At 60.4% G+C, this 17532-nt stretch carries 13 protein-coding genes; 10 read left to right on the forward strand and 3 right to left on the reverse strand.

All coding sequences use genetic code 11. From position 1 onward, the window contains the following. Positions 1-83: 83 nt before the first annotated feature. Genes phnX through phnW form a run of 3 tightly spaced genes read right to left on the reverse strand, consistent with a single transcriptional unit; the run spans position 84 to position 3464 of the window. Positions 84-923 carry a phosphonoacetaldehyde hydrolase gene (gene phnX, locus I6L37_RS16900; protein WP_216992454.1) on the reverse strand — a complete coding sequence of 280 codons (840 nt, stop codon included), beginning with the start codon at positions 921-923 and terminating at the stop codon, positions 84-86. Next, on the reverse strand, positions 916-2325 hold the full coding sequence (locus I6L37_RS16905) for an aspartate aminotransferase family protein (protein WP_216992455.1): 1410 nt from the start codon (positions 2323-2325) through the stop codon (positions 916-918). The genes phnX and I6L37_RS16905 overlap by 8 nt, the downstream gene beginning before the upstream one ends. Further along, positions 2322-3464, reverse strand: coding sequence for a 2-aminoethylphosphonate--pyruvate transaminase (gene phnW, locus I6L37_RS16910; protein ID WP_216992456.1), 1143 nt, complete (start codon positions 3462-3464; stop codon positions 2322-2324). Before phnW ends, I6L37_RS16905 begins: the two co-directional genes overlap by 4 nt. 253 nt (positions 3465-3717) lie before the next feature. On the opposite strand from phnW, the gene phnR reads away from it, so the two are divergent. The 10 genes from phnR to I6L37_RS16960 all read left to right on the forward strand — a co-directional run bounded on the left by phnR (position 3718) and on the right by I6L37_RS16960 (position 17462). Next, positions 3718-4425 (forward strand): phosphonate utilization transcriptional regulator PhnR, encoded by a 708-nt coding sequence (gene phnR, locus I6L37_RS16915; protein ID WP_216992457.1) that lies wholly within the window; start codon positions 3718-3720, stop codon positions 4423-4425. 119 nt (positions 4426-4544) lie between these two features. After that, on the forward strand, positions 4545-5564 hold the full coding sequence (locus tag I6L37_RS16920) for a putative 2-aminoethylphosphonate ABC transporter substrate-binding protein (protein WP_216992458.1): 1020 nt from the start codon (positions 4545-4547) through the stop codon (positions 5562-5564). Positions 5565-5836: 272 nt separating this feature from the next. Next, positions 5837-6931, forward strand: coding sequence for a putative 2-aminoethylphosphonate ABC transporter ATP-binding protein (locus I6L37_RS16925; RefSeq protein ID WP_216992459.1), 1095 nt, complete (start codon positions 5837-5839; stop codon positions 6929-6931). Further along, positions 6928-8664, forward strand: a complete 1737-nt coding sequence (locus tag I6L37_RS16930; RefSeq protein WP_216992460.1) for a putative 2-aminoethylphosphonate ABC transporter permease subunit — start codon at positions 6928-6930, stop codon at positions 8662-8664. The genes I6L37_RS16925 and I6L37_RS16930 overlap by 4 nt, the downstream gene beginning before the upstream one ends. An 18-nt stretch (positions 8665-8682) precedes the next feature. Beyond that, positions 8683-10089, forward strand: coding sequence for an FAD-dependent oxidoreductase (locus I6L37_RS16935; RefSeq protein WP_216994192.1), 1407 nt, complete (start codon positions 8683-8685; stop codon positions 10087-10089). Positions 10090-10810: 721 nt separating this feature from the next. After that, positions 10811-11335 carry a class I SAM-dependent methyltransferase gene (locus tag I6L37_RS16940; RefSeq protein ID WP_216992461.1) on the forward strand — a complete coding sequence of 175 codons (525 nt, stop codon included), beginning with the start codon at positions 10811-10813 and terminating at the stop codon, positions 11333-11335. Positions 11336-11606: 271 nt separating this feature from the next. After that, positions 11607-13028: an IS66-like element ISKpn15 family transposase gene (locus tag I6L37_RS16945; protein WP_032495448.1), complete on the forward strand. Its 1422-nt coding sequence runs from the start codon at positions 11607-11609 to the stop codon at positions 13026-13028. Positions 13029-13755: 727 nt separating this feature from the next. Beyond that, on the forward strand, positions 13756-14280 hold the full coding sequence (locus I6L37_RS16950; protein WP_216992461.1) for a class I SAM-dependent methyltransferase: 525 nt from the start codon (positions 13756-13758) through the stop codon (positions 14278-14280). An 802-nt stretch (positions 14281-15082) separates the two neighbouring features. Next, on the forward strand, positions 15083-16108 hold the full coding sequence (locus tag I6L37_RS16955; protein ID WP_216992462.1) for an isoaspartyl peptidase/L-asparaginase family protein: 1026 nt from the start codon (positions 15083-15085) through the stop codon (positions 16106-16108). A 454-nt stretch (positions 16109-16562) separates the two neighbouring features. Beyond that, a complete protein-coding gene (locus I6L37_RS16960) occupies positions 16563-17462 on the forward strand; it encodes a DMT family transporter (protein WP_216992463.1) in 900 nt (299 codons plus the stop codon). Positions 17463-17532: the final 70 nt, after the last annotated feature.

The raw sequence follows: 17532 nt of genomic DNA on the forward strand, positions 1-17532 counted from the left end.
CCCCTTTACGTTGGATACACACACGCCCCCATACGGGGGCGTGTTGCTTTTCAATGCCAAGGGGATGTCTTGCCAAGGCTAGCTTATGGCCGCTCGCCTGCCGCCAGACGGCGGTTGATATCGGCGATGACCGGGGCGATGTCGGCCAGGGTATCAATCACATAGTGTGCCCCCGCCGCCCGCAGTTTGGCCTCAGCCGGTGCGCGCCGGGCGGCGATCTCGGCTTCGCTCATGGCGGCAAACTCGTCCCAGGTGGCACCAAATTCGTTGCCGGAAACCGACAATCCCACCGTCCACATGCCCGCGTTCAACCCTTCGCTGATACCGGGCACGGCATCATCCACCTTGATGCAGCGATGCACCGCGCTCACGCCCAGCTCAATCACGTTGGCCAGCGCCATCCAGGGGCCGGGGCGACCACCGGCTTTGAGATCGTCGGTGGCGACCCAGTGATCCGGCCGATAGCCGTGATCGGCCGCTGCCGGCACCAGCGCCTCCATCACCGGACGGGGATAACCGGAGCAGGAGCCAATTTTCATCCCCTGCCCCCGCAGAGCATCCAGCACCAGCAGCACACCGGGGATGGGGGCGGCAAAGCGGGTCACGGCGGCAATCTGCAGCGGCATAAAGGTGTGATAAAGGTGGTCCACCTCGGCGTGGCTCATGGGGTGGCCGAAGCGGGCCTGCCAGCGCGCATCCACCGAGGGCAGACGGCCCAGGGCGGCGATATGATCCCACTTGCCCAGCCCCATGGGCTGGCGCGCCTCATCCAGAGTCACGGGAAAGTCATAGGCGCGGGCGAAGGCCTCGACGAAGATGGAGGTGGGGGCGAAGGAGCCGAAATCGACGACGGTGCCAGCCCAGTCGAGGATCAGCGCCTCTACGTCGGTGGTCGGGTCTACAGCAATCTGCAAGTCAGTCATGGTGGTGTTCCTGTTTCGGTGAAAGCGTGATCTCGCCAAGGGCGCGATCGAGAATGGTGATGACGCGCACCAGGTCGGCACGGGCGATGTTGAGTGGGGGCGAGAGCTGGATGACATTGCCCTGGGAGACCTTGAAGCTGAGCCCCAGTTCCAGACAGCGGTAGAGCAGCCGCTCGGCGGCCAGGCTATTGCGGGTGCGACTCTGGTGATCGACCACCAGATCGAGCGCCCAGAGCATACCGATACCGCGCACTTGTCCTATCAGCGGGTGACGCTCGGCAAGCGCTGCAAGCTCTGCCGCCATAAAGCGGCCATCCTCCTGCGCTTTTGCAAGCAACCCCTCTTCACGGATGGTACTGATGGTGGCAAGGGCCGCCGCGCAGCCGATAGGGCTCTTCTCGTGGGTGTAGTGACCGAGCGAAATAGCTGCGGCCAGATTGAAACGGTCGCGGGTGATGAGCGCCGCAAACGGTACCACCCCGCCCCCCAACCCCTTGCCCAGACAGATGATGTCGGGCTCGATGCCGAACTCTTCAAAGCTGAACCAGTGGCCGGTGCGCCCCAGGGCATTGGGGATCTCGTCGACGATCAGCAGCACCTTGTGGCGATCGCAGATCTCCCGCACCCGCTGCCAGTAGGCCTTCGAGGGCACCTGTACATCGGTATTGCGGATCGGCTCGGCGATAAAGGCGCCGATTCCTCCCTCCTTCTCGATGACGTACTCCAGATAATCGGCGTAGTGCAGGTCATCTCCTTCCCCGCGATACCAGACACCGCGATAGCGGGTGGGCGGCGGAATGCGCTCCACTCCGGCCATCAGCGGGCCCATACCAGCGCGGAAACAGGCCTCGCCGCCGACCGAAATAGCATCGAGAGAGGCGCCGTGAAAGGCATCCCAGAGGGACACCACCTTGCTGTTGCCGGTAATAAAGCGGGCAAGCTTCAGGGCAATCCCCACCACCTCGCTGCCGCCGGGGGCGAACAGCACCCGGTTGAGATCGCCGGGGGCCAGCTCGGCCAGGGTGCGGGCGCAGTCGATGGCGACCTGATGGGTGTAGCGGCGGGGCGCAAAGGGCAGAGCGGCGAGTTGCTGCTGCACCGCGGCCACCACCCTGGGGTGACCGTGACCCAGCTGATGGACGCTGTTGCCATGAAAATCGAGGTACCGTTTGCCAGATAAGCTGGTCAGCCAGCTCCCCTGCACCCCCTCAATCAGATCCAGACAGGGGGTGGAGAGGGCCTGATGGAGAAAGTAGCGGCTATCCTCCGCCAATCCGGCCTGTACATCTTCGCTCTGAGCCGCCCACCAACGCGCCCGCCCCTCGCCAAGGTTGATATCCCCTTCGCTGTCGGCCCGGCCACTGCCATGTAGATCGCAACCGTGAGGCGCCATGCTGGTCATCGCATGTTCTCCTGCCAATAGCAGGCGCTGGCCATGGCGGCGAGCAGATCGCGCACCCGCTCTGGCGTCACGTCACCGATATTGCCGATACGGAAACAGTCGGCCTGGGAGACCTTGCCCGGATAGATGACAAAGCCCTGTGCCTTGAGTCGCTGGTAGAAGTCGGCGAAGCGGTAATCAGGGTGGGCCGGAGAGTAGAAGGCGGTGATGATGGGAGATTGCCATTTCTCTGGCAGCAGCGGCGCAAAGCCGAGCGCAACCATCCCCGCCACCAGCGTGCGCTGGTTCTCGCTATAGCGCTGATGGCGGGCGGCGATGCCCCCCTCTTCGTCCAGCTCGCGCAGGGCCTGGGCAAAGGCGAGCACGGTATGGGTGGGCGAGGTAAAGCGCCACTTGCCCCCCTGCTGCTCCATGGTCTGCCACTGGGCGTGCAGGTCGAGGGAGACCGAGCGGGCGCGACCGGAGCAGGCCGTGAGCGCCACGCGACGGGCGATAACGAAACCAAAGCCCGGCACCCCCTGGATGCACTTGTTGGCGGAGCTGATGAGAAACTCGATGCCAAGGCGTCCCATGTCGATGGGGATGCCGCCAAAGCTGCTCATGGCATCGACGATGAGGCGAATACCGCGGCGCTGGCAGAGCGCAGCCACCTCGTCGAGCGGGTTGAGCATGCCGGTGGTGGTCTCGCAGTGCACCATGGCCAGATGGGTGATCTCGGGGTGGCGCGCCAGCATGGCCTCGATAGCCACAGGCTCGGGGCGGGTCGTCTCGCCGCAGTCGAGCTCGTGGTGGCGCAGGCCAAGGCAGCGGGCCATCTCCCCCATGCGGGCACCGTAGGCGCCGTTGTTGATGATCAGCAGACACTCGTCGGCGCCGATGGCCGAGCCCAGCACGCTCTCCACCACATAGCTGCCACTCCCCTGCAGCAATACGGCGCTGTAGTCGCTTTCATATTCCGGGGTGGTAGCCAGGCGTACCAGCTCGCGGCGGATGGGCTCCACCACGCCCTGGTTGTAGTCCGCATCCCAGGTGCAGCTGTCTTGCAGCATGGCGGCACGCACAGTGGCAGTGGTCGAGAGGGGGCCCGGGGTCAGCAGCAGGTAATCGACGGCGGCGGGGGCCGCAGGGATCTGGGTCATGACTTCGCTCCTTTTGGTATATACCAGAATGAGCACATTGTGGGTAACTGCCCCGCCAAGGTCAAAGGGGTGGCGCCATGTGCAACAAAAAATTCATTTTCAGCGCCGGGATCGCGATAATCTAGGAAGCCTGAACCACAGGGGCAACACTGGTCTCTACCAATGCAGTTGAACGCCGCAGTTTAACGACCGGGCAGATGACTGAACCCGTGCCCAAACCATTGCCCAACTCATTGCACAACCAGGGATTTTCATGAGCAAACCGCAATATCTGCAGATCAAGGATGCCCTCGCCAACCAGATCCTGGCGGGGGGCCTGGCCCCCAACGACAAGCTCCCCTCCGAGCGGCTGCTGGGGGAGCTCTACGCCACCACCCGGGTGACCATCCGCGAGGCACTGGTGCAGCTGGAGGCGAGCGGTCTTATCTATCGGGAGGATCGCCGGGGCTGGTTCGTCACCCCGCCCCGTTTCAGTCTCAACCCCAGGCGCACCTCCAACTTTCACCAGATAGTGCGGGAGCAAGGGGGCGAACCGCGCACCGAGCTCTTGGAAAAAAGCCGCCAGGCGGTGCCCCCGGCGCTGATGGCGCGGCTGCAGCTCAAGCCGTTCGACAGCCTGTTTCTGCTCAAGCGGCTGCGCTATGCCAACGGGCGCGCCATCTGCTACTGCGAGAACCACTGCCTGCCAGCGCGGGTGCCCGGCCTGCTGGAGCTGGATCTCAACGGCAGTCTGACCGAGATCTACCAGGCCCATTACGATCTTCACTACGCCCGCATGCAGGTGCGCTTCTTTCCCACCGCCCTGCCGGATGAGGTGGCCAAGGCGCTGGGGGCCACCGCCGGCCTGCCCGCCCTGCGCCTCGAGCGACTCAACTTCGATCAACACGGCCGGGTGCTCGATTTTGATCTGGAGTACTGGCGCCACGACAGTCTGGAGATCGAGGTGGATACCCAGGATTGAGTGCCGCAACTTGCGCGCGGCAAAACGTCACGGGGCCGTCACCTGAACGTCACAAAGATCCCCTAGCCTCTCTTTCGACCAATCTGGTTTATACCAAGCCAACCAAAATGGAGAAGAGGATGAAACAGGGAACCCCTTTGCTGGCCGCCGCCGTGCTGGCTGCCATGACCGCCCCGGCACTGGCTGCGACCGATCTCACCGTCTACACCGCCTTTGAGCCGGAGCAGCTCGGCGAGCTGAAAACCGCGTTCGAGCGCCAGCACCCGGACATCAACATCAAGTGGGTGCGCGACTCCACCGGCGTCATTACCGCCCGCCTGCTGGCGGAAAAAGCCCAACCCAAGGCAGACGTTGTGTGGGGTCTGGCGGCCACCAGCCTGATGCAGCTAGACCAGCAGCAGATGCTGAGTGCCTATGCGCCGAAAGGGCTGGAGAAGCTCGACAGTCGCTTTCGCGACAGCAAGGCCGAGCCGCACTGGATAGGACTGGACGCCTTCTTCAGTGCCATCTGCTTCAACAAGGTAGAGGCCAAGAAACAGGGGATCCCGGCCCCCACCAGCTGGGCCGATCTCACCAAGCCCATCTACAAGGGCAAGGTGATCATGCCCAACCCCAGCTCCTCCGGCACCGGCTACCTGAGCGTCGCCGGCTGGCTGCAGACCATGGGGGAGCAGCAGGGCTGGCAATTTATGAACGGCCTGCACCAGAACATCGACCGTTATACCCACTCGGGCTCGGCCCCCTGCAAGCTGGCCGCCAGCGGCGAGACGGTGATCGGCATCTCCTTTGACTTCCCGGCCACCAGCCTCAAGGCCAAGGGCGCCCCCATCGAGGTGGTGTTCCCGAGCGAAGGTTCGGGATGGGACATGGAGGCGGCCGCCATCATCAAGGGCACTCCCAAGCTGGATGCAGCCAAACAGCTGCTCGACTTTGCCGCCACCGAGCAGGCCAACGCCCTCTACAACAAGTCGTTCGCCGTGGTCGCCATTCCGGATGTGGCCCAACCGAGAGCGGGTTATCCGGCGGATATCAAGGGTCAGATGATCGACAACGACTTTGGCTGGGCCGCCCGCGAGCGCAATGCCATCCTGGCCCAGTGGAGCGCCAGCTTCGACGGCAAGACCGAAGCCAAGCAGTAAGCGTGAAGGGCTGCGGTTTGTTCACGCCAGACACATTGCTGCCAATAAACTGCTTGTCGAAGGCCAACCCAGGTTGGCCTTCGCTTTTGGGTTTCAACCTCCCGTGTTTGCGTTGCCTTCAATTGGTGTGCCCCCACCCATCTGCGCGCAACCAAGCCACCCGCTGGCGACCCGATGTCATCTGACTGTCATCAAGCCGTCATCCCGCTATCACCCAACCGTCATATTTCACCCGCAAACTGGTATATACCAAATCAGTAGCGAGTCGCACCATGACCCAGCCCTATCTGGACATCCAACACCTCAACAAACAGTTCGGTGCCTTTCAGGCCCTCAAGGGGATCTCTTTGACCATTGAGCCTGGGGAGTTTATCTGCTTTCTCGGCCCCTCCGGCTGCGGCAAAACCACCTTGCTCAGAGCCATCGCCGGGCTGGATCTGCCGGACAGCGGCGAGATCTGGCAAGGGGGACGCAATATCTCCCAGCTGCCGCCCCAGCAGCGCGATTTTGGCATCGTGTTTCAGTCCTACGCCCTCTTCCCCAACCTGACGGTGGCCCATAACATCGCCTTCGGCCTTGAGAATCAGGGGCTGGCCCGGGATCTCATCAAGGAGCGGGTCGATCACTGGCTGGGACTGGTGGATCTCACAGCCCAATCCCACAAATACCCGAGCCAGCTCTCCGGCGGCCAGCAGCAGCGAGTGGCGCTGGCCCGGGCACTCGCCCTCTCCCCCGGCCTGCTGCTGCTCGACGAACCCCTCAGCGCCCTGGATGCGCTGGTGCGCACCCACCTTCGCAGCGAGATCCGCGCCCTGCAGCAACGCCTTGGCATCACCACCATCATGGTGACCCACGACCAGGAAGAGGCACTCACCATGGCCGATCGCATCGTGGTGATGGAGGGCGGCCGCATCGTGCAGGTGGGCACCCCGCAGGAGATCTACCACCAACCTGCCAGCCGCTTCGTGGCAAGCTTTGTCGGCACCATGAACTTCCTCGACACCCTGGTGCTGAGTTCCAGCCAGGTGCGCCTCAACGAACAACCGCTGCAGCTCGCCAACCGGGCTGCGGCCGGCAGCAAATTGCAGGTGGCGATCCGCCCCGAGGCGATCACCCTGGGTGCACCGAGCAAGCCGTATCTTGGTCAACATGGCATCCAGGCGCAGATCGATCAGGTGGAGTTTCTCGGCGCCGCCCAGCGCCTTATCTGCACCGCCGACACCTATCTGGGCCCGCAGCAAATTCTGGTGGAGCGCCCGACCCACGAGCTGCCCCGCCACGAACAAAGTGGCTGGCGCAGCGGCATGCGCTGCTCGCTGCACTGGCCCGCCGGGGCCATGCAGCTGTTTGAAGGAGAGCGCCCATGAACGCCCCCTTCGCGACCTCCCCCTTGTCGCCGTCAACCGTGGCGCAACGCACCTCCCGCTGGCAGCGGCTGTGTCGTGGCTGGAGCCGGGATCAGCTGCTGCAGCTCCTGCTGCTTGTGCTCGGCATCGCCCTGCTCACCGGCGGCCTGCTGCTACCGCTGCTCACCATGCTGCAAAAGAGCCTGCAGGATGAGAACGGCCTCTGGGTGGGGCTTGCCAACTTCAGCGCCTATTTCGACTCCCCTCATCTGGGGCACACCATCGGCAACACCCTCTGGCTCGGGGTGCTGATCACCGCGCTGGTGGTGACCATCGCCTTTGGCTACGCCTATGCCCTCACCCGCACCTGCATGCCGGGCAAGCCCCTGTTTCGCCTCATCGGCCTTATTCCGCTCTTGATGCCCTCCCTGTTGCCCGCCATCAGTCTGGTCTACTGGTTTGGCAATCAGGGGATCGCCAAGGGGCTGCTCGGCGGCGAGAGCATCTACGGTCCTATCGGCATCGTCATTGGTCTGGGCTTCTGGTGCTTCCCCCACGCCCTGATGATCCTGATCACGGCGCTCGGTCAGAGCGATGCCCGCCTCTATGAAGCCTCTCGGGTGCTGGGCAGCAGCGGCTGGCGCACCTTTGTCACCGTCACCCTGCCCACCGCCCGTTATGGCCTTTTGAGCGCCGCCATCGCCGTCTTCACCCTTACCATCTGCGACTTCGGGGTGGCCAAGGTGATTGGCGGCCAGTACAGCGTGCTGGCCACCGATATCTACCGGCAGGTGATCGGGATGCAGAACTTCTCCCTCGGTGCCGTTGCCAGCGTCACCCTGCTGCTGCCGGCACTCTTGAGCTTTGCCCTGGAGCACAGGGTGCGCAGCAAGATGCAGGAGCAGAGCAGTACCAAGGCAGTGCCCTATTGCCCCAAACCCCATCGGCTGCGGGATCTGCTGGCCCTCGGCTGGTGCACTCTCTGGGCCCTGCTGTTTCTGGCGCTGGTGGGCATGGCGGTTTATGGCTCCCTGGTGCAGTTCTGGCCCTACAACCTCGGGCTGACGCTGGATCACTACGCCTTTGACAGCAACAGCGTCTACGGCTGGCAGCCCTTTACCAATACCTTGCAGCTGGGTCTTTTTACCGCCCTTGTGGGCACAGTGCTGGTGATGGTGCTGGCCTGGGCGCAGGAGAAGGGACGCCACTTTGCATGGCTGCGTCAGTTGCTGCACCTCTTGGCCATGCTGTCGCTGGCGGTGCCCGGCATGGTGCTGGGGCTCGGTTACATCTTCTTTTTCAACGGCAATCCGCTCTTTGGCACTCTTTATGGCACTCTGCCGCTGATGGTGCTCTCCTGCGTCATCCACTACTACACCGTGGGTCATATGACGGCGCTGACCAGCCTCAAGCAACTGCCCAAGGAGCTGGAGCTGGTGGCCATCTCATTGCGAATCCCGCTCTGGAAGGCGTTCTGGCGCGTCACCCTGCCCGCCTCCCTGCCGGCACTGCTGGAGATCTTCATCTATCTGTTCGTCAACGCCATGACCACCACCTCGGCGGTGATCTTCCTCTATTCGAGCGACAGCGTGCTCGCCTCCATCGCCGTGCTCAATATGGAGGATTCCGGCGATACCGCCGCGGCCGCCGCCATGGCCACCCTGATCCTGCTGGCCGCAGCCACCGTCAAGCTGCTCCAGCTCTTTTTGAGCCGCGCCCTGCTGGATCGCACCCAGCGCTGGCGCCACCCATAACCTTGTCGAGGAGTCATGATGTCCACTCTCCCCTTCTGGCTGGCCGAGGCCCTGGCCGTCGAACAGCCCGCGCCACCCACGCCCCTTAGCGGCAGCCACGAGGTCGATGTCTGCATCGTCGGCGGCGGCTTTACCGGACTGTGGAGCGCCATCGCCCTTAAACAGGCCGAGCCTGCCTTACGCATCCTGGTGCTGGAAAAAGATCGCTGCGGCAGTGGCGCCTCCGGGCGCAACGGCGGCTGCCTGCTCACCTGGTCGGCCAAGTATTTGACGTTAAAGCGCCTGTTTGGCGAACAGCAGGCCGCCTGGCTGGTGCAAAGATCGGAGCAGGCAGTGCACGAGATCGCTCGTTTCTGCGAAGCGCGCCAGATAGACGCGGAACTGAGGGTCGAAGGCACCTGCTACACCGCCACCAGCGAGGCCCAGCGCGGCCTGATGGAGCCGGTATTGCAGGCGCTGAAGCATGCCGGCCTTGACCAGTGGCAGATCATTGAGGAGAGTGAACTGGCGGGGCTAAGCGGCTCCCACGTTCATCTGGAGGGGCTCTACAGCCCCCACGCCGGTTCGGTGCAACCGGCGCTGTTGGTACGTGGCCTGCTGCGGGTAGCGCGGGAATTGGGGGTAGAGGTCTATGAAAATTCCCCCATGCAGCGCCTTGAAGGGGGCCAACCTGCACGGGTACAGACGCCAGAGGCCATCGTTCACGCCCGCAAGGTAATACTGGCCCTCAACAGCGCCATGGTGCAGTACTTTCGCGAGTTTCGCCGCAGCATAGTGCTGGTCTCCTCCGATATGCTGATAACCGACCCCGCGCCGGATGCCCTGGCCGACCAGCAGCTCAATCACGGCCGCACCGTGGTGGATGGCCGCACCTTTGTGCACTATTACCGTTCCACTCCGCAAGGGCGGCTGATGCTGGGCAAGGGGGGCAACACCTTCGCCTTTGCCAACCGCCATCTGGCCGAGTTTGATGCGCCTAGCCGTTATCTTGCCCCCCTCACCCGCACCCTGCACCGCTTCTTTCCGGCGCTCAAAGAGGTGCCCATCGCCGCCAGCTGGTGTGGCGCATCCGACCGCTCGGTAGATGGCCTCCCCTTCTTCGGCCACTGGCGAGGGCAACCCAATATCGTCTATGGCCTCGGTTATTCTGGCAACGGAGTGGCGCAGAGCTGGATCGGCGGCCAGATCCTGGCAGCCTTGGTGCGCGATGAAGTGCGGGAGGAGGACAAGCCGTGGCGCGACTGCGCCCTGGTGAGCGGTCCGCGCGGCTATTTTCCGCCCGAGCCGTTTCGCTGGCTGGGGGCCATGATGGTGCGCAACGCCATCCGGCGCAAGGAGCGGGCGGAAGATGAAAACCGCCCGGTGGCCTGGTATGACAAACAACTGGCCAAACTCGCCGATGCGGCGGGCAAGGCGGATAAATAGGCCCCTCCATTTCCATTGCGCCATTGCCCATTGGTCACGCAGCCAATACGGCCCCAGGTGCAAATGGCAAAGCCCGTTCGAATGCGCCCCGGTTAGAAGAATTGTCAACCCCCCACCATGCCGGCCCCAGGGTCGGCATATTGCGTTGAGGCCAACAGGCTGGCAATGCGAGCCCACCACCAACGCCTCCTGAAACTGTCGTAGCCAGCACTGGATGACCGCCATCTCTCCTCGCCCCTGACAACCCTCCCTTGACATTGGATATAGCTCCAACGTTTAGCTTCTCTCACGCGCCCTAAGCCATACAGGGCCATATCCCACCCTATTCGAGATCTGGAGGAGCAATGAAGAATGTGTGGAAAATAACCCTGGTCACGCTATGGAGTGGGCTCATTTGGGGGATTTACTGGCTACTACAAGTTCTGCCTCAATGGGTGTCTGCCGCGCTGGACAAGGTGGCAAGTCTCGAGTCAGGGGAGCTGGCGAGTACTACGGCGACGTTTTGGCCCGAGGGAGGGTTACCTATCCCAACTCAGTGGGTCAGCTGGGCGATGGAGATTTACCCGATGCTGCTGCCATTTGCTTCTGCCCTGCTGTGGGTGGTTTGGGGGATAGGCGTGTTGTGCTTGTGGGGAGTGTTGCCACGCCTCGTATCCTGGAGGAAGGGGCCATGAGATCCATGAAGAAATACGTGAGGCACGCGCGCTCATCGCTGTCCTTTATGAAGCAGTTCGTTCGCTCCCCCCGGGACGTAGGGGCTGTCTGGCCATCCTCCCAGTGGCTCTGCGACGGCATGATGGCAGGCATTGATCTGCAGCGGGCCAGGTATGTGGCGGAGCTGGGTGCGGGGACCGGGGTGCTCACCCGCACGCTGTTACAGGCGCTGCCTGACAATGCCAGGCTCGATGCCTACGAGATCCACCCAGGCTTTATCTCTGTGCTGGAAACCATCCCGGATCCCAGGCTGGAGGTCTGCATGCAACCCGCCCAACAGCTGAACAAATCCTATGAGGTGATCTTCTCCGGCTTGCCCCTGCTGGCATTTACGCCCGCCCAGCGGCAGGCTGTGCTGGCCCGGGTCAAGGCATCCCTGCATCCTGGGGGGTACTTTATCCAGTTCCAGTACACCTCGCAGATAGAGCGCGAACTGTCCCATCACTTTGACTGGCAACGCCGCCGTGTCTGGCTCAATATGCCGCCAGCCTGGGTCTATCAATGCAGCTTCGGCTCCCTTGAAGGAAAATAGCCGGCTTGCAATCACACCTTGGACTTGATTCCGGCTCTGCCGCTGCGAACAACTCAGGTTGCTTATGCCAGTTGGCGACCGTGGCAACACCGGCATCAAGTCCAACCTGCGACATAAAGGGTTGCGGCTGCCAATATGCCACGTCCCTCCCGATAGAGGCCAAGCCTGTAAGTATTCACCGGAACAGTATTGACACAGGAAAAATGAGACGATCGTCTCTTGATCCCACTTTCCTGCTTGCTTGATCCTGCTCCTTAGATACGCTCCCCCCATGAGCAAAAACACCATGCATTCCGCGGGAATGCCCACCACTCTGGAGCAGGCCAACGAGCTGATTTATAAGCTCCTCGACCGCATCGCCGAGCTGGAGGACCGCCTCAATCAGCACAGCGGCAACTCCTCCAAGCCGCCTTCCAGCGACGGCCCCGGTGCACCGCCGCCGGCCCGCAAGCGTCCGGCGTCCGGCAAGCAACGGGGGGCGCAGCCCGGTCACAAGGGACATCGCCGCGAGCGGCATCCGCTTGATGCCCGCCTGACCCTGGTCCCGCATTACCCTGCCGCCGATTGCGCTTGCTGTGGCGGGGACATGGTGGCCCATGCCAAACCCTATCAGGTTCATCAGGTGTTCGAGCTGCCCGAGGTGAGCTATCTCGTCACCGAACACCAACTGTATCGTGCGACCTGCTCACGGTGTATCGGCACGACCCAGGCCGCACTGCCAGACAACGTCAGCAGCAGCCAGATGGGGGCCAATCTGCTCAGCTACATCGCGCTGCAAAGCGGCCAGTTTCACCAGAGCGTCAGCCAGATACAGCAGCAGCTCAAACAGCATTTCGGCCTGAGTTTTAGCCGGGGCGCCATCAGTGAGGCGCAGGGGCGGGTGAGTGCCATGCTCACCCCGACCTACCAGGCCATCAAGCAGCAGGTGCAGACGGCCACCCACGTTCATGCCGATGAGACCCGGCATCAGCGGGGTGGAGAGCGCCGCTGGATGTGGCTGGCGCTGAGCAAGATAGCCGTCTGCTTCATGACGGCCTATGGCCGTGGTCAGGAGGCGGCCAAGCGGCTGCTGGGCGCCGAGTTTGACGGGGTGCTGGTGACCGACCAGTACGCCGGCTACCGGTTTATCGACGCCGACCAGCGGCAACTGTGCTGGGCCCACGTGGCCCGCAATCTCGTGGCCATCGCCGAGAGTAGCGAGCAGTGCAACCAGCCCATCGGTGCCCGGTTGGTCTTGCTGGCGGATGCGGTGTTTCGTACCCGGCACCGTTGGGAAAGCGGTGCGTTGAGCAAGCAGAAATACCTGCGCAGGCTCGCGCGTTACCGGCAAAGCTGGCGAAGCCAGTTGGAGCGCGGCGCCCTGTTGTGCAGCAAACGCTACCGTGGACGATGCCAGTTGCTGCTGCGGGATGACGAGATGCTGTGGCGGTTTATGACTGACGACGAAATAGCGCTGACCAACAACGAGGCGGAGCGGGCGCTGCGTGGCTATGTGCTCTGGCGCAAGGGTAGCTACGGCGTGTGGTCTCACCGGGGCGAGCTGTTTCGCCAGCGCATCCTGTCGTTGGTGGAGACCGGCAAGCGATTGGGCCGCTGCCCACAGGAGTGGTTGAGGGCCGTGGTCAGGGCGTGCATCGAGAAGACAGATTATCCCATCCCGGCAGAACTGATGCCGTCAACCCCGTCCTGGTGAATAGATACCCCTCCATTTCCATTGCGCCATTGCCCATTGGTCACGCAGCCAATACGGCCCCAGGTGCAAATGGCAAAGCCCGTTCGAATGCGCCCCGGTTAGAAGAATTGTCAACCCCCCACCATGCCGGCCCCAGGGTCGGCATATTGCGTTGAGGCCAACAGGCTGGCAATGCGAGCCCACCACCAACGCCTCCTGAAACTGTCGTAGCCAGCACTGGATGACCGCCATCTCTCCTCGCCCCTGACAACCCTCCCTTGACATTGGATATAGCTCCAACGTTTAGCTTCTCTCACGCGCCCTAAGCCATACAGGGCCATATCCCACCCTATTCGAGATCTGGAGGAGCAATGAAGAATGTGTGGAAAATAACCCTGGTCACGCTATGGAGTGGGCTCATTTGGGGGATTTACTGGCTACTACAAGTTCTGCCTCAATGGGTGTCTGCCGCGCTGGACAAGGTGGCAAGTCTCGAGTCAGGGGAGCTGGCGAGTACTACGGCGACGTTTTGGCCCGAGGGAGGGTTACCTATCCCAACTCAGTGGGTCAGCTGGGCGATGGAGATTTACCCGATGCTGCTGCCATTTGCTTCTGCCCTGCTGTGGGTGGTTTGGGGGATAGGCGTGTTGTGCTTGTGGGGAGTGTTGCCACGCCTCGTATCCTGGAGGAAGGGGCCATGAGATCCATGAAGAAATACGTGAGGCACGCGCGCTCATCGCTGTCCTTTATGAAGCAGTTCGTTCGCTCCCCCCGGGACGTAGGGGCTGTCTGGCCATCCTCCCAGTGGCTCTGCGACGGCATGATGGCAGGCATTGATCTGCAGCGGGCCAGGTATGTGGCGGAGCTGGGTGCGGGGACCGGGGTGCTCACCCGCACGCTGTTACAGGCGCTGCCTGACAATGCCAGGCTCGATGCCTACGAGATCCACCCAGGCTTTATCTCTGTGCTGGAAACCATCCCGGATCCCAGGCTGGAGGTCTGCATGCAACCCGCCCAACAGCTGAACAAATCCTATGAGGTGATCTTCTCCGGCTTGCCCCTGCTGGCATTTACGCCCGCCCAGCGGCAGGCTGTGCTGGCCCGGGTCAAGGCATCCCTGCATCCTGGGGGGTACTTTATCCAGTTCCAGTACACCTCGCAGATAGAGCGCGAACTGTCCCATCACTTTGACTGGCAACGCCGCCGTGTCTGGCTCAATATGCCGCCAGCCTGGGTCTATCAATGCAGCTTCGGCTCCCTTGAAGGAAAATAGCCGGCTTGCAATCACACCTTGGACTTGATTCCGGCTCTGCCGCTGCGAACAACTCAGGTTGCTTATGCCAGTTGGCGACCGTGGCAACACCGGCATCAAGTCCAACCTGCGACATAAAGGGTTGCGGCTGCCAATATGCCACGTCCCTCCCGATAGAGGCCAAGCCTGACTAATATCCGCACTGATGCTTGATGGTCAGACACTATCTCAGCTTCGATGTGGCCAAGGCCAAAGGTGGAATTTTTCCGTATTTCATTACTTCTGTATCCGAAAATATCACCGACTGCTTTTCAGCATCCTCTATAGTCAGAAGCTTCAATATTGGCTGGATGGGTTAAGTCGTGGGTGAAATTCGGAAGTACCATGAATGCCACCAGAAATTGTCGCACAGTGCGTTGCATGACTGTCGTCAATTTCCGGGCGGGCCCAATTTATTCAGTGCCGTATTTTGCCCGCCTGTTTGCTGTTATTTAGGCCTCCCAGCCATACAGGGTCATATTCTTTCCCTTAGCGATCTTAAGGTGCGATACAGGATGGATTGGAGACATGGTTGATTAAATCAGGATATGGGTTCATAAGGGGTGTGGCCCCTTTAAAATATGAGACCGCCTGATCATTATCTTGGTCGTTGTATATCGATAGTGGCTGGCCAGAGTGGCCGTTTTTAGTTTTTATGGGTGAATAGAAGTATACGAGCCACATCTATGAGGAAATAAGGCATACGAGTTACATCATATATCTTGGGTGCGCTGCTTTAATTCCATGTTTTCTTTCCAACCAATAAAACATACAAGGATGCGCAATGAAACTTTCGTTACTCACGTCTGCCTTGCTGGCAACCTCCTTATTTTCTGCAGCAACACTGGCTTCCGAGCCACCCATTCGCCTGGTGATCCACGGCGGCGCCGGCACGATTGCCAAAGCGACCATTACGCCGCAACAGGAGGCCGAATACAAAGCCAAATTGGATGAAGCATTGCAGGCGGGTTACAAAGTGCTGGAAAGCGGTGGCGCCAGTCTGGAGGCGGTGCAGCGGGCCATCAACGTGATGGAAGATTCTCCGCTGTTTAATGCAGGTAAAGGCGCTGTCTTTACCCATGATGGTCGCAACGAGCTGGATGCATCCATCATGGATGGTAAAACCTTGGCGGCAGGTGCGGTGGCTGGCGTGACCACCATTAAAAATCCGATCAATGCCGCTTATACCGTCATGACGCGCAGCCCCCATGTGTTGATGGTGTCCAAAGGCGCAGAGGTATTCCTGAAGCAAGAAGGGTTGGAGACGGTTGAACCCGCCTATTTCCGCACTGACTATCGCTGGCAGCAATTGCAAGAGGCCATTAAAAAAGAGCAGGTGGTGCTGGATCACGATGGCAAATCGGCTTACACCTACGATCCGCTGATGTATGACTACAAATTTGGAACCGTGGGGGCCGTCGCCCTGGATAAAGAAGGCAATCTGGCGGCGGGTACATCGACTGGCGGCATGACCAACAAGCGTTATGGCCGGGTTGGCGATTCTCCGCTGATTGGAGCAGGCACCTACGCGGACAACAATACGGTGGCCGTATCAGCCACAGGGAGTGGCGAGAAGTTTATCCGCACCGTAACGGCGTACAATATCGCCTCACAGGTGAAATACAACAAAGCCCCTCTGGCAACAGCGGCAGCCAATGCGCTCAATGAAGTGAAAGCCATTGATGGCAGTGGCGGAGTCATTGTGCTGGATGCCAAAGGCAACTACACCATGCTCTTTAATACGGTCGGCATGTATCGTGGTGCGATTGGCAACGATGGCAAAAAAGAGATTGCGCTGTTTGGGGAGTGATTTCGTTATCACACCTTGAGAGTGACCTGCGGACAAAGTGCTACCTCAAGCCGGGTGCCGCAGGTCATTCACCGTCAAAAGGTGGGAACCTCACGGTTTTCGATACAGGCTGATCCAAGAACCCCTGCCCCGCAATGCCGATAGACAGGCGTTTATCACAACCATAAAGCATGCCGACCTGATGGTCGGCATTTGTCGCTCTGGTCTCATTATCAGGGATAATAATACGTCAATGAACTAGTTTCGCATCACGTCACTATTGGTCGCCATCGACTATTTAATTATCTACCATCTCTTCATGCCCGGAAAATAGCGATTCCGGTTTACGATCATTGTCACAGCTAACCACAGACTATCACAACTTGTCACAATATTGAGATTGACCTTGGAGTATAGCCAAAGGTTTAGCCTTCTCTCTGCATTTTAAATAATTCATATAGAGGGCAGGCATTATATGAAGAAAACATTATTTATTTCTGTCTGTTTGATCTGGGGCACCACCTGGCTTGCGATGGCCATTGCGGGACAATCCATCCCCTCGTTAACGGCTACCGCACTACGTTTTATGGTGATGTCTCCCTTGTTGATACTTATCGCGCGCAAGGATAATGTGCCACTGCTGTTTCCAAGGGGGAAACGGCATTATATGCCGATCGTAGCCCTCTTCTATTTTGCCATTCCGTTCTGGTTTATGCTGGAGGGAGAAAAATATATTTCATCGGGTCTTGCTGCCATTATTTTCAGCTATATGCCGATCGCCATCATGCTGCTCTCGTATTTCATCACAAAGCAGCATTTCAGCCTGCGCCAGATCCTGGCCCTGCTGGTAACCTTGTTGAGCCTCGCCAGTATTATCTCGATAGAGTCGGATGTCTCGGGTAGCAACTATCTCGTTGGCATTGTGCTGCTCACAGGGGCCGTGCTGCTGCATGCAATCATCTATATATTGAAGCAACACCGACTTGGCCATATTCATGTGCTCACCTTTAGCACCATCCCCAGCGGGATTGCCTCCCTCTTGTTGCTGATAGCCGGTTTGGTGACAGAACCTTTGGTGCTCGCCGATATGCAGCTCTCCTCCCTGCTCGCCGTCCTATATCTTGGCAGCATCGCAGGGGTCGGGGGGATAGTCGCGTATTTCAGGCTCAATGCCCTGGTCTCCCCGTTCAAGGCCTCGCTCTGCTTTCTGATTTTTCCTGTAATTGCCGTGGCGCTGGAGGCGGTGGTCACCGGGCGCAGCCTCTCCCCCTATTCCCTGCTTTTTATCCTGCCGCTGGCTGGCGGCATCTACCAGTTGATCAAACCCAGCCGTGAAAGCCCCAAGACCATCAGCGTAAAGCAAGGAGCAAACTGACTATCAGGCGGAGCATGATATTACTCACCTCGAACGTCCGATTACGCTCCGCAATTCGAACCGACGCGCC

This window comes from Aeromonas sp. FDAARGOS 1407 (assembly GCF_019048725.1).
Classification (GTDB): Bacteria; Pseudomonadota; Gammaproteobacteria; order Enterobacterales; family Aeromonadaceae; genus Aeromonas; species Aeromonas enteropelogenes.